The organism is Chromobacterium sp. HL1 (assembly GCF_057418835.1).
In genome coordinates, this window is sequence record NZ_CP162399.1 from 1,134,564 (window position 1) to 1,148,369 (window position 13,806).

A 13,806-nucleotide genomic window follows, 5' to 3' on the forward strand; every position below is an offset into this window, starting at 1 on the left:
TGCAAACGGAGAGAGAAAATGAAGGTGATCGTGCTGGGCGGCGGTGTTCTGGGCGTGTCCACGGCTTGGTATCTGGCCAAGGCGGGCTGCGATGTGACGGTGCTGGAGCGCCAGGAAGGCGTGGCTTTGGAAACCAGTTTCGGCAACGCCGGCCAGATTTCCCCCGGATACTCCACGCCCTGGGCCGCGCCGGGCATTCCGCTGAAGGCGGCCAAATGGCTGTTCCAGCGCCACGCGCCGCTGGCGGTGAAGCCGGACGGCAGCCTGTACCAGCTGGAGTGGATCGCCAAGATGCTGGCCAACTGCAATGAAGACGCTTACGCGGTGAACAAGAGCCGGATGATGCGTCTGGCCGAATACAGCCGCGACAAGATGAAAGAGCTGCGCGCCGAAACCGGCATCGGCTACGAGGCGCGCCAGGGCGGCACGCTGCAGCTGTTCCGCAGCCAGGCCCAGGTGGACGGCGTCAGCAAGGATATCGCCGTGCTCAAGGAGTGCGGCGTGGATTTCAAAGTGCTGGACCGGGACGGCTGCGCCGAGGTGGAGCCGGCGTTGGCCAGCGTCAAGCACAAGCTGACCGGCGGCCTGCAACTGCCCAACGACGAAACCGGCGATTGCAATCTGTTCACCGCCCGCCTGGCCGAGATGGCGCACGCCAAGGGCGTTGAGTTCCGCTTCGGCGTAAGCGTGGACGGCATCGAGAGCGACGGCAAGCGCATCACCGGTGTCCGCGTCGGCGACGATTTGCTGACCGCCGATCATTATGTGGTGGCGATGGGCAGCTTCTCCCGCGACATGGTCAAGACGCTGGGCATTGATATTCCGGTTTACCCGGTCAAGGGCTATTCGCTGACCGTGCCGATCACCAATCCGGCCGGCGCGCCGGTGTCCACGGTGCTGGACGAAACTTACAAGGTGGCGATCACCCGCTTCGACGACCGCATCCGCGTCGGCGGCATGGCCGAGTTGTCAGGCTACGATCTGTCGCTGAACCCGCGCCGCCGCGAAACGCTGGAAATGGTGGTGGGCGATCTGTACCCGAACGGCGGCGACATCCCGGCCGCCAGCTTCTGGACCGGTCTGCGGCCGATGACGCCGGACGGCACGCCCATCGTCGGCGGCACCCGCTTCGCCAATCTGTCGCTGAACACCGGCCACGGCACCTTGGGCTGGACCATGGGCGCCGGCTCCGGCAAGGTGCTGGCCGACATCATCACCGGCGCCAAGCCGGAGATCAGCCTGGACGGCCTGTCCATGCAGCGCTACGCCAAACAGGGCGAAACCCTGGTGGTGCCGGCCGCCGGGCCGGCCGTGGCGGGCGCCTGAGCATGCGGCCGCTGATCGCCACCATCCGCACCCAATACCTGCGCGACAACTATCTGCTGGCCAAGCGCCAGCACGGCGGGCGGGTATTGGCGGTGCTGAAGGCCAACGGCTACGGCCACGACGCGGCGCGTTGCGCTCAGGCGCTGGCTGATGTCGCCGACGGTTTCGCCGTCGCCTGTCTTGAGGAGGCGCTGCACCTGCGCGCCGCCGGCGTGAGCGCGCCCATCCTGCTGCTGGAAGGCGTGTTCGAGGCGGCCGAGCTGGCCGAAGTCGAGCGCCACCGGCTGTGGCTGGTGGTGCAGAGCGAAGAACAGCTGCGCATGCTGGAAGAGGCCCAGCCGGCCGCGCCGTTCCGCGTCTGGCTGATGCTGGACAGCGGCATGCACCGCGAGGGCTTTTTGCCGCGGCATTACCGCGCGGCCTGGGAGCGCTTGCAGGCCAGCGGCAAGGCGGAGAGCATCGTCAAGATGACCCACTTCGCCCGCGCCGACGAGCCGACGGTGCCGATGACCCTGGCGCAGATCGAAAGCTTCGACGCCGCCACCGCCGGCCTGCCGGGGGAGGAGAGCGTGGCCAATTCCGCCGGCATCCTGTGTCACCCGCGTTCGCGGCGCGACTGGGGCCGCGCCGGCATCCTGCTTTACGGCGCCAGCCCGCTGCCGGCGGGCTTCCCGCAGGGCGATGAGCTGAAACCGGTGATGCGGCTGAGCAGCCGCATCTTCGGCGTGCGCGAGCTGGCCGCCGGCGAGCCTATCGGCTACGGCAACAACTTCGTCACCGAACGGCCGACCCGGGTGGGCCTGATCGCCGGCGGCTACGCCGACGGCTATCCGCGGCTGGCGTCCAGCGGCAGCCCGGTGGCGGTGGACGGCCGCCGTTCGCGCATCATCGGCCGGGTGTCCATGGACATGATCACCGTGGACCTGAGCGACTTGCCCGCCGCCGGCATCGGCAGCGAGGTGGAGTTGTGGGGCGACGCGGTGTCGGTCAACGAGGTGGCCGCCGCCGCCGGCAGCATCGCCTATGAATTGCTGTGCAATATCAAGCGCGCCCACTTTGTGTTCGAATAAGTTTTTTCTGATCTTCTGAAAGATATTTCAGAATCAAACGACTAAGCGGAAAGCCCGGCCATTGGCCGGGTTTTTTTATTCGTATTGAATTTTATGTTGCGCTAAGGCCGCAAGGCTGGCATCAAGTCTGGGTAATAGTGTCATTATTTGATAATTATTCTCATTAGTCTGGACGCGTCATGGAATTTCTGTTTTCCTTTATTTAAAAATAGTTACGAATCCGATGATGATTAAATATAAAAAACCATCTCCAGCTCGGCTCTGGCGGATGGCGGGGATCGTTTGTTGGGGCGTGGCGGCGCAGGCCGCGGAAGTGCCCGGCATGTCTGGCAGCATGCATCAGCAAATGGAAAACGATTCGCGGCGCCTGTTGCAGGACAACAGCCGCCGTTTCGACGCCATCATTCAGCAGCAGCGGCTGCGGCAGATGCAGCCGGACAGCAATATGATGCGGAGGCCGCAAGCGGCCGATATGAGCGAGCTGGACTGCCTGCGCGTCAAGGGCGTGCGTCTGGCCGGCATCAAGCTGTTGAGCCGCAAGGAAGTGGCCTCGCTGGGCGAACTGGCCAGCGACTGCCTGAACAATGAAGAGTTGAACCGCTTCAGCCGCGGCTTGACCCAGCTCTATCTGAAGAAGGGCTATATCGCCGCGCGTGTGGCGGCCGAAGGGCCGGACGAGCAGGGCGTGCTGACCTTGCGCGTGCACGAAGGGCGGGTGGAGAAGATCGTCAGCGACGACCGGCGCAGCAATCCGGCCACCTTGTTTCCCGGCGTGGTCGGCCGGCCGCTGAACATCCACGACGCCGATCAGGGCCTGGATCAGGCCAACCGCCTGCCGTCCAGCAAGGCGACGCTGGACATCCTGCCCGGCGAAACCGTGGGCGGCTCCATTCTGAGCCTGCGCAACAATAAGGACGCGCCCTGGCGTTTGAACTTCAACGCCGACAACACCGGCCGCGACAGCACCGGCCGGGTGCAGGCCGGCGTGGGCCTGTCCTGGGACAGCCCGCTGGGTCTGTCCGATTTCGTCAGCGTGTCGGCGCAACGCACCAGCAACGACAACGCGGTGCGGCACAGCCGCAGCGAATCGCTGTTTTACTCCCTGCCTTACGGCTATTGGACGTTCAGCGCCTTCGCCAGCCGCGCCGATTATCTGAACCCGCTGCAATTGCAGCGCAACGCGGTGAATTTGTCCGGCCGCACCGCCCAGAGCGGCCTGCGCGTGGACCGGGTGCTGAGCCGCGGCCAGAACCAGACCACCTCGCTGACGGCGCAACTGACGCATAAACGGGTGCGCAATTACTTTCTCGACAGCGAGATCGAGATCACCAGCCCCACGCTGAGCGTGGCCGAGCTGGGCCTGTCCCGGCTGCAATTGCTCAGCGGCGGCGTGTTGATCGCGGACGCCGGCGTGCAGCGCGGCACGCGCTGGCTGGGCGCCAGCGCGCCGGATCCGCGCGCGCCGGACGGACCCAATCCGCAGTTCACCAAGTGGAAGGCTTCGCTGAACTGGTTTCAAAGCCTGGGCCTGCCCGGCGGACCGTATCAGCTCAATAGCGCGCTGACCGGCCAGACCAGCCGCGATTATCTGCCCGGCGTCGAGCAGATGGACGTGTCCGACGCCAGCGCGGTGCGCGGTTTCCGCCGCAACACCCTGGCCGGGGAAACCGCCTGGTCCTGGCGCAATACCTTGTCGCGCCGCTTTGAGCTGGCCGGCGTCGGCGTGACGCCGCGTATCGGTCTGGACGGCGGCCGGGTGTTGCCGCATCGCTCGGTCCAGCAATGGCAGAGCATTGCCGGCGCCAGCCTGGGCCTGGCTTTCAGCTACCGCAAGGCCAGCCTGGACCTGGAATACAGCCGGCCCTTGTACAAGCCCGCCGGCTGGCAGCAGGAAGGCCATCAGCTGTTCGCCAAGCTGGCGCTGTCCTGGTGATGCTTTTGGCATTTATTTTTTATCGTGAATATTTTTTGAAAGAAATTAGCTGCGAAAGCGACTAAGCGATATTGGCAGTATTTCATTTGAATTGATTTAAAAAGAGACGTAGATTCGAAATCAAACGTATGTTTCATTGTGGGCGGATCCGGCTGGCAGGCTGGAGAGGCCCACGGAACATGGGGCGTTTGGATAGACGGTTTTGGACCGGATCTGCTTGTTCTCTGAATGAACGGGACTCAAATCATGAAGAAAAAAATAAATTTCGGCTTATCGGTAACGGGGAAAGTGGCCGCGGCGCTGACTCTGGCGTTTTGGGCGGTGGAAGCCGCGATGGCGGCCGGCATCGTCGCCGGCGGCAACGGCGCGCAGCCGCAGGTGAGCAACGCCGCCAACGGCGCGGCGGTGGTCAATATCGTGGCGCCCAGCGCCGCGGGCCTGTCGCATAACCAATACCAGGATTTCAACGTCGGCAAGCCCGGCGCGGTGTTCAACAACTCCGCCGCCGGCGGCCAATCGCAGCTGGCCGGCCAGTTGGGCGCCAACGCCTTGCTGGGCGGGCGCGAAGCCAGCGTGATCTTGAACGAAGTGATCAGCCGCAACCCGTCCTTGCTGTTGGGCAAGCAGGAAGTGTTCGGCAAGGCCGCCGACTATGTGCTGGCCAACCCCAACGGCATCACCTGCAGCGGCTGCGGCTTCATCAACACCCCGCGCGCATCGTTGCTGGTGGGCAACGCCAATATCGAAAACGGCGCCATCGCCTCCTTGCAGGCGGCGATGAACGGCAACGCGCTCAGCGTCAACGGCGCCGGTCTGAGCGGCGTCAATGTGCTGGACCTGATCGCGCCGCGCATCGATGTGCGCGGCAATGTCGCCGCGCGCGAGCAACTCAATGTCCGCGCCGGCTTCAACCTGGTGGACTACCAGGGCCAGGACGCCAAGGTGTTGCGCAGCGATAAGGCGCCGGAAGGCGTGGGCTCGCTGGACAGCGTGTTCCTGGGCGCGATGCAGGCCGGCCGCATCAATATCATCAGTACCGCCGACGGCGCCGGCGTCAATGTGGGCGGCAGCCTGAACGGCGCGCAGGAAGTGTCGGTGGACGCGCGCCAGGGCAAACTGGCGCTGGAAGGCGCGCAGATCCGCGCCAGCGAAGGCAAGGTGGCTCTGGCCGCGCGCCAGATCGACAGCCGCGGCCGGGCGGAAACCTCCACCACCCAAGACAGCGGCCACGACGAGAGCTGGTTTATCTGGAAAACCGGTGAAAGCAATACCGCCAGCAATGGCAGCGATACCCGCATCAAGCGCAGCGTCATCAGCGCGCGCGACGATGTGAGCCTCAGCGCCGGCGACGCGGCGACCTTGGCCGCCACCGACATCAATGGCCGCAATGTGGCGCTCAGCGGCAAGGATTTGACGCTGGACAGCCAAGTGGCGGACAGCGCGTCCAGCAACAGCAATCACGCCTGGAAAAACTCCTGGGCCTATAACCGCGACCAAAGCGAAACCAGCCAGCGTCAGGAAGGCGTGCGCATCCGCGCCGAGCAGGACGCCACGCTGACCGCGGCGGCGACGGCGGCGGACAACCAGGCGGTGGACGGCGCGCAGCCGCGCGGCCAGATCGCCATCCGCGGCGGCAGCGTCAGCGCCGGCCAGGACATCCGCTTGCAGGCCGACGGCGGCGTGAAGCTGAGCGGCGTGACGGAAACCGATACCCGCAGCGATAGGGGCAATCGCAAGAACGACGGCGCCAGCCTGGAAACCGGCTCTTGGGACCATGCTTCCAGCGAGCAACGCCTGGCGCAAAGCCAGTTGCGCGCCGGCCGCGATCTGGATATCCGCGCCAGCGGCGACATCGACGCCAAGGCGGCCAAGCTGGCCGCCGGCCGCGACGCCTCCCTGGACGCGGGCGGCGCGCTCGGCCTGGGCGTGCAGCAGACGACGAACCAGAACAGCCAGCGCAACGACCAGGTGTACTGGGGCGGCATCGGCGGCGGCGGCAACCGCGACAACGGCAAGACCGATACCGTCAACACCGGCAGCGATCTGACCGCCGGCGGCAAGCTGACGCTGCGCGGCGACAGCGTGGCCATCGCCGGCAGCCGCGCCCGCGGCGAGCGGGACGCGGTGGCGATCAGCCGCAACGGCGACATCAGCATCGACAGCGTGGTCAACCAATCGCAAACCCGCACCGATCAGCGCAGCGGCACCGCCTTCAACATCACCAAGAGCAGCAGCAAGGGCAATGCCAGCCAGCAGCAGGCGGTCAACGCCGAGCTGAAGTCCGACACCAATCTGAGCATCCAGTCCGCCAAGGACGTGGCGATCAGCGGCAGCCAGGTGCGCGCCGGCGGCGAATTGAACGTGGCCGCCAACGGCGACATCAAGGTGGCGGCGTCGCAGACCCGCGATAAGGTAGAGAGCAAGGACACCGAGCTGGCGCTGCGCGGCGTCGGCGAGATCACCGGCGACAAGCAGTACCGCGGCGGCGTGCGCATCGAGCACAGCAGCAGCAGCGTGGACCGCGACGCGACCCAGAACCAGGCGGCGACGCTGTCCGGCGACAAGGTGGCGCTCAATGCCCAGGGCGATCTGACCGTGACCGGCTCCAAGCTGAACGCCGGCGCCGGCGGCGCGGCCCTCAGCGGCCAGAACGTCAGCCTGAACGCGGCGCAGGACACGGTGAAGGAAAGCAAGAGCAGCAGCGTCACCGGCGGCGGCCTCTATATCGACGCCGGCCTGGACAAGACCGGGGTGGCACTGGGCGTGGACCAGAAGAACAGCCGCAGCCAGTCCGACAGCAGCACGGCCCAGGTCAGCGCGATCAACTCCAAGGGCGGGGTCAGCATCGTCGCCGGCAACGGCGACGGCGACATCCGCAACCAGGGCACCCAGGTCAAGGCTGATGGCGACATCAAGCTGGCCGGCGGCCGCATCGACAACCAGGCGGCCAACAGTACCCAGAAAACCACCTCCGACAGCAGTCATTGGGGCGTGGAAGTGGGCGTCAACGCCGATTACAGCGGCGTGACCCGTCCGCTGGTGGCGGCCGGCGAGAAGGTGGCCAAGGGCGATGTGATCGGCGCGGCCGGCGCCGCCGGCGATCTGGGCGCGGCCAATCTGGGCGTGGATGTCGGCGTCAAGGCCGGCGTCGGCTCGGAGACCCGCCAATCCAGCACCGCGCAGGCCAGCAGCCTGAACGGCGGCAATATCAAGGTGGACGCCAAGGCCGGGATCAGCGATCAAGGCACCCAGTATCAGGCCGGCAACACGGTGGAGATCAAGGCGGACAGCCATCAGTTCAGCGCCGCGGCCAATACCCAGAGCCAGAGCGGCAGCAAGACCGAGGCCGATGTCGGCGTGCGCGTCTACACCACCACCGGCGAGGATGTGAACGTCAAGGCGTCCGGCAGCGGCAGCACGGTGACGAGCGCCTCGTCCAGCTCCACCGCGGTCACCGGCGGCATCCGCGCCGGCAACGGCGTCAAGGTGGACGTGGACAATAACGCCGCTTACCAGGGCGTGGCCATCGCCGGCGGCAAGGGCGCAGCCAGCGTCAACGCCGGCGGCGACCTGAGCTTCAGCCAGGCCAACAACAGCAGCAGCAGCGAGCAGCGCACCGTGGGCGGCAAGGCCAATCTGGCCATCACCACCAGCCCGATCGAGGGCGGCGGCAAGAATGTCGGCGGCAGCGGCGCGGTGGCGGTGAACGTGGACAAGCAGCAAGCCAAGTCCAGCACCGCCGTGACCGGCGGCGTGGACGCCGACGCCGGCGTGAGCTTGACTGCCGGCGGCAAGCTGGGTCTGCAGGGCGATAAGATCGCCAGCCGCGGCGACGTGACGCTGCAGGGCGACAAGGTGGAGTTCAAGGCCGCCGAATCCAGCGCCGACAAGTCCGGCAGCCAGTGGGGCTTCGATCTCAAGGCCGGCGGCAGCCAGAGCAATGGCCAGGAGAAGGCGAGCAAGGGCTTCAATGTGGGCGCCGGCGGCAATTACGCCAGCACCGACGAGTCCAGCCGCAGCCAGGCCGGCGGCAGCGTGGTCAGCGGCGGCAAAGCCAGCATAGCGGCCGGCAGCGGCGGCATCCGCCTGAGCGGCACCCAGGTGCAGGGCGACAGCGCCAAGCTGGACAGCCAGGGCGATATCCGCCTGGAGTCGGCGCAGTCCAGCAGCCAACGCAACAGCTGGAGCGTGGCCGGCAATATCGGCGGCGGCAACAAGGCCAGCAGCGACAAGGAAAACGGCCAGATCAAGCCTGACAGCACCAAGAACGTGCATGACATCAAGGCCGGCCTGGAGGTGAAGGTGGATCAGCAGGACAAGCTGAGCAACGCCAACGCCGCCGTGACCGCCAAGCAGCAAGTGGAACTGAACGCCGAAGGCAACGCCACTCTGGCCGGCGCCAATGTCAGCGGCAAGACCGTCACTGGCCAGGTGGGCGGCAAGCTGGCGCTGGAGAGCCGTCAGGATCGCGACAACAGCGTGAAGGTGGACGTGGCGCTGGGCGTCAACAGCTCCAACGGCAAGGAGGCCAGCCTGGTCGATCAGGCCGCCGACAAGGCCGGTCCGCTGAAGGACAAGGTGAAAGAGAAGGGCGCCGAACTGGTCAACGCCGCGTCCGACAAGGTGAAGGAGAAGTACGACAGCCTGGCCTTCAACAAGGGCCTGAAGGAAGACACCACCAATGCGGTGAGCTTCAACGCCAACAGCGAAACCGTCACCCTGCCCGAGCAGCCGACTTCCGGCCCGGCCAAGTCCGGCACGCTGGACACGCTGGCGCGCAAAGGCGGCAATACGCTGAAGGACAAGCTGCTGAACGCCCAGGACAAGGGCACCGAGCTGAAGGCCGACGTGGACGTCAGCGTCAAGCGCGACAACTCGGTGGGCGCCGTCACCGGCATCGCCGGCGCCGACGGCGTGACCCTGCAAGTGGGCGGCAAGACCCAGCTGACCGGCGCGACCGTGTCGTCCGCCAACGGCAAGGTGAACCTGGGCGATTCCAAGGTGGAAACCGCCGACATCGCCACCGAGCGCTACAAGGGCGGCGGCGGGGTCAAGCTGAACAGCACCCCGTCCGGCATCCTGAAGCAGGCGGTCAGCGACGTGACTTCCGGCAAGGCGCCGCTGATCCGCGCCGAGCATGAGAATACGCCGACCGTGGTGAAAGGCGGCATCCAGAGCAAGTAAGACGCTTGATGCAAGCGAAAACCCCCGTCGGGCAACCGGCGGGGGTTTTGTTTTTAGCCGGCCGCTCTCACAAGGGAATGAACTCGGTCTCGCCCGGCACCATCGGGAAACGCTGGGCGATCCAGTCCGCGCGCGCCTGGGCCAGCCGCTCGCGGCGGCTGGACACGAAGTTCCAGTCCAGATAGCGCGGGCTGGCCGGCGGCGTGCCGCCCAGCAGCATCACCCGGCTGTCGCGCCGCGCGATCAGTTCGCCGCCCTGGCCGGTTCGCAGCAGGCCCAATTCGTTGGCGTTCAGCGCGGCGCCGTCCACGTCCAGCTCGCCGGCGGCGACATAGGCGGCCAGTTCGTCCACGCCTTGCGGCAGCGACAAGCGCGCGCCGGCCGGCATGGCGGCGCTGGCGTAGAACACCGGCAGCGGATAGGCGACCGGCGAGCGACGGTCCCAGCCAGCGCCGATTAGCAGGTTCAGTTCCACCCCGTCCTGGTTCCAGTGGGGCAAGTCCTCGGCCGGGTAATGGGCGAAGGCCGGCTCGCATTCCTCCAGTTCATCCGGCAGCGCCAGCCACAGCTGCATGCCTTCCACCGCCACGCCTTGCTGGCGGATGTCGGCCGGCACCCGCTCGGAGTGGGTGATGCCGCTGCCGGCGGTCATCAGGTTGACCGCGCCGGGCGCGATGCGCTGCACCGTGCCCAGGCTGTCGCGATGCATCATCGCGCCGGAAAACAGATAGGTGACGGTGGCCAGGCCGATGTGCGGATGCGGCCGCACATCGCCGGCGCTGCCTTCGGCGGCGAAACGGGCCGGGCCCATGTGATCGAGAAACACAAAGGGGCCGACGCGGCGCGCCTGACGAGTGGGCAACAGCCGGCGCACCGGAAAGCCGATGTCGCGGTCCAGGCTGGCGATGGTTTGGGTAAGCAGCGGCATGGCGGCTCCAGCTTAGGGTTTGAGGGTCAGAAGCGGCCGTCGCGAAAATCGGCTATGGCTTCTTCCACTTGTTCGCGCGTATTCATCACGAAGGGGCCCCATTGCGCGATGGGTTCGCCCAAGGGCTTGCCGGCAATCAGCAGCAAGCGGCTGTCGGCCGCGGCGCGGAGGCTGACGCCGTCGCTGTCGGCGCGGTTGTCCAGCACCGCCATCTGTCTTTCCTTGACGCCGCGCTGTTGCGCGCCGACGGCGATCTCGCCCTGGTAAACATAGAGGAAGGCGTTGTGGCCGGCGGGGATTTCCAGTGTCTCTTCGCTGCCGGCGTCCAGACGCAGGTCCAGGTACAGCGGTTCGGTGGCTTCGCGTTCCACCGCGCCGGCCTGGCCGCGCCAGTGGCCGGCGATCAGGCGGGCCTCGCCTTGGGCCGACGCAGACGGAATCTCGGCGGCGGGGATGTCGCGATACCACGGCGCGCACAGCTTGCGCTCCGCCGGCAGGTTCAGCCACAGCTGGAAGCCGTGCATCAGGCCATCCTCTTGTTCCGGCAGTTCGGAATGCACGATGCCGCGGCCGGCGGTCATCCATTGCACGCCGCCGGGGCCGAGCAGGCCTTCGTTACCGGTATTGTCGCGGTGGCGCATGCGGCCGGCCAGCATATAGGTGATGGTTTCGAAGCCGCGGTGCGGATGGCTGGGAAAGCCGGCGATATAGTCGTCGGGATTGTCGGAGCGGAATTCGTCCAGCATCAGGAAAGGGTCCAGCCGCCTTTGCAGATCGGAGCCGAGCACGCGCAGCAGGCGCACGCCTGCGCCGTCCGACACCGCCTGGCCGTTGACCAGGCCTTCCGCTTCCCGGCTGATGAATGGGTGTTGCATGGCCATGTCTCCCTGTGGGGCCGGACTGGCGTCCGGCGGTTTACATGGCCGGATTATTGCGCGCCGCCGACGCGCTTGATAGTGCAAAGAATTGCGCGTCAGATTCAAAAAATCTGAACGCGCAGCGGCCTCAACTCAGGGCGGCTTGCTGGCTCTGTCCGCGCAGATAGTCTTCCAGCGCGTGGCCGGCGGACAGGATGTGGAAGCGGATGAATTCCGCCGCCTCGTCGGCCTTGCCCTGGCGGGACAGCTCCAGCAGCTTGCTGTGCTCCTCGTGCGCCCGCTCCATGGTGCGGGTGAACAGGATCTGCATCCGGGTGTAGCGGTCGGTCTTGTTGTGCAGCTGCTCGATCAGCGCCAGCGTGTTGGGCCGCTTGGCGGCGCGGTACAAGGCCAGGTGGAAGCGGGAGTTCAATTCCCCCCAGTGGCGCACGTCGTTGTTGCGCAGCGCTTGTTCGAATTCGCGCAGGGTTTGCTGGGCCAGATCGTGATCGGCCTTGGTGTGACAGGGGATGGCGGCTTTGAGCACCGAACCTTCCAGCATCGCGCGGATTTCCAGCAGCTCCAGCACGTCTTCCAGCGACAGCTTGGACACCAGCGCGCCCTTGTGGTCGATGATCTGGATCAGGCCTTCGGCTTCCAGCTGGCGCAGCGCCTCGCGCACCGGCACCCGGCTGACGCCGTATTCATTGGACAGCGCCTCTTGGCGCAGTTGTTGGCCATCGGCGAACTCCCCGGAGAGAATGCGCTGGCGCAGGGATTCGGTTACGGCACTGGTGAGCGTCTGGCGCTTGATCGGCTGCATGGTGGTCATGGTGGTGGGTGTCGTCGTCAGTCAAGCGGTGTCATGCAAATGTATTCGATTATACGGAGCTTGAACTGTCAGACAAGGCCCAAAACTGACCTTATGAGTCGCTAAAATGAAAAAACCCGGCGTTTGGCCGGGTTTTTTTAAGATTTGGGGTGGATGATGGGGCTCGAACCCACGACAACAGGAATCACAATCCTGGACTCTACCAACTGAGCTACATCCACCGCCGAAAGCGGTGAGCCGACGCCATGAGGCGGCAACTTGAAATAGGGTGGGGTGGATGATGGGGCTCGAACCCACGACAACAGGAATCACAATCCTGGACTCTACCAACTGAGCTACATCCACCACTGAAAAACAAGCACTGCATTGTACCACAATTACTTGGCGCGCCCGACAGGACTCGAACCTGTAACCCCCGGCTTAGAAGGCCGGTGCTCTATCCGGTTGAGCTACGGGCGCTCGGTCGGGCTTCGCCTTACTGCTGGTCGGGGCGGCGGGATTCGAACTCGCGACCCCCTGATCCCAAATCAGGTGCGCTACCAGGCTGCGCTACGCCCCGACGACAGAGACCGCAACTATACGGATGGCGATTTGGGCTGTCAACACCTGTTTGTAATTAAATTGCGGCCGGCCAGGGGCGCGATATTGGCCGGGTGGTGGGCTGGGCGGCACTTCCCTTTATTTATCTTGATCTTAAGTAAGTTTTGTTGCGCAGCGGCATTTCGGAAGCGGCTGAAAAATGCGAGAATATGCGCCTTCTTTTTCAGCCTCTATTATGGAACCGGCCCATGGCAGCACAACTGATTGACGGCAAAGCGGTAGCGGAAAAACTGATCGCCAAGGTGGGCGAGGGCGTGCAGGCGCGCCTGGCCGCGGGCAAGCGCGCCCCGGCGTTGGCGGTGATCCTGGTGGGCGAGGACCCGGCGTCCGCGGTCTACGTGGGCAGCAAGAAGCGCTCCTGCGAGAAAGCCGGCATCCGTTCGCTGGCCTATGATCTGCCGGCCGATACCAGCCAACAGACGCTGCTGGACATCATCGACCGCTTGAACGCGGACGCGGAGGTGGACGGCATCCTGGTGCAGCTGCCGCTGCCCAAGCAGATCGACCCGCAGGCGGTGATCGAGCGCATCGATCCGAAAAAGGATGTCGACGGCTTCCATCCCTATAATATGGGCCGGCTGGCGATCAAGATGCCGCTGCTGCGTCCCTGCACCCCGCGCGGCGTGATGACGCTGCTGGAAGAGTACGGCATCGATCCCAAAGGCAAGAAAGCGGTGATCGTCGGCGCGTCCAATATCGTCGGCCGTCCGCAGGCGCTGGAAATGCTGCTGGCGCGCGCCACGGTGACGGTGTGCCACAGCGCCACCGCCGATCTGGCCGCCGAAGTGGCCGCCGCCGACATCGTGGTGGCTGCGGTGGGCATCCCCAACTTCGTCAAGGGCGAGTGGGTCAAGCCGGGCGCGGTGGTGATCGACGTGGGCATCAACCGTCTGGACAGCGGCAAGCTGTGCGGCGACGTGGAGTTCGCCGCGGCGGCCGAGCGCGCCGGCTTCATCACCCCGGTGCCGGGCGGCGTCGGCCCGATGACGGTGGCCACCTTGCTGCAGAACACTCTGGATTCCGCCAATATGCACGCTTGAACGGTGCGCCGTTCAGCCCAAAACGCCATCGCCGCT

8 protein-coding genes and 4 tRNA genes are annotated in these 13,806 nt (G+C 65.6%); 5 read left to right on the forward strand and 7 right to left on the reverse strand.

The window, feature by feature from the left end:
- The first annotated feature begins 18 nt into the window (after positions 1–18).
- The 4 genes from AB1Z25_RS05395 (at position 19) to AB1Z25_RS05410 (ending at position 9,513) form a co-directional block, all read left to right on the forward strand.
- Positions 19–1,326: a D-amino acid dehydrogenase gene (locus AB1Z25_RS05395; protein WP_486636748.1), complete on the forward strand. Its 1,308-nt coding sequence runs from the start codon at positions 19–21 to the stop codon at positions 1,324–1,326.
- Between the two features lie 2 nt (positions 1,327–1,328).
- On the forward strand, positions 1,329–2,396 hold the full coding sequence (gene alr / locus AB1Z25_RS05400; RefSeq protein WP_253315671.1) for an alanine racemase: 1,068 nt from the start codon (positions 1,329–1,331) through the stop codon (positions 2,394–2,396).
- A gap of 322 nt (positions 2,397–2,718) precedes the next feature.
- Complete coding sequence (locus AB1Z25_RS05405) at positions 2,719–4,329, forward strand: ShlB/FhaC/HecB family hemolysin secretion/activation protein (RefSeq protein WP_486636749.1); 1,611 nt, start codon at positions 2,719–2,721, stop codon at positions 4,327–4,329.
- A 246-nt stretch (positions 4,330–4,575) separates the two neighbouring features.
- Entirely contained in the window at positions 4,576–9,513 is a 4,938-nt protein-coding gene (locus tag AB1Z25_RS05410) for a hemagglutinin repeat-containing protein (protein ID WP_486636750.1), read from the forward strand.
- A gap of 67 nt (positions 9,514–9,580) precedes the next feature.
- Here the strand turns inward: AB1Z25_RS05410 and AB1Z25_RS05415 are convergent, their stop codons facing one another.
- The 7 genes from AB1Z25_RS05415 to AB1Z25_RS05445 form a co-directional block, all read right to left on the reverse strand.
- Complete coding sequence (locus tag AB1Z25_RS05415) at positions 9,581–10,441, reverse strand: pirin family protein (protein ID WP_486636751.1); 861 nt, start codon at positions 10,439–10,441, stop codon at positions 9,581–9,583.
- A gap of 26 nt (positions 10,442–10,467) precedes the next feature.
- Positions 10,468–11,316 (reverse strand): pirin family protein, encoded by an 849-nt coding sequence (locus AB1Z25_RS05420; RefSeq protein ID WP_486636752.1) that lies wholly within the window; start codon positions 11,314–11,316, stop codon positions 10,468–10,470.
- Between the two features lie 130 nt (positions 11,317–11,446).
- Positions 11,447–12,130, reverse strand: coding sequence for a GntR family transcriptional regulator (locus AB1Z25_RS05425; protein WP_107799968.1), 684 nt, complete (start codon positions 12,128–12,130; stop codon positions 11,447–11,449).
- A 145-nt stretch (positions 12,131–12,275) separates the two neighbouring features.
- Positions 12,276–12,351 (reverse strand) — tRNA-His (locus tag AB1Z25_RS05430).
- Positions 12,352–12,399: 48 nt separating this feature from the next.
- A tRNA-His gene (locus tag AB1Z25_RS05435) sits at positions 12,400–12,475 on the reverse strand.
- A 37-nt stretch (positions 12,476–12,512) separates the two neighbouring features.
- Positions 12,513–12,589, reverse strand: a tRNA-Arg gene (locus tag AB1Z25_RS05440).
- A gap of 23 nt (positions 12,590–12,612) precedes the next feature.
- Positions 12,613–12,689 (reverse strand) — tRNA-Pro (locus AB1Z25_RS05445).
- Positions 12,690–12,918: 229 nt separating this feature from the next.
- Between AB1Z25_RS05445 and folD the strand changes: the two genes are divergently transcribed.
- Positions 12,919–13,770: a bifunctional methylenetetrahydrofolate dehydrogenase/methenyltetrahydrofolate cyclohydrolase FolD gene (folD, locus tag AB1Z25_RS05450; protein WP_486636753.1), complete on the forward strand. Its 852-nt coding sequence runs from the start codon at positions 12,919–12,921 to the stop codon at positions 13,768–13,770.
- Positions 13,771–13,806: the final 36 nt, after the last annotated feature.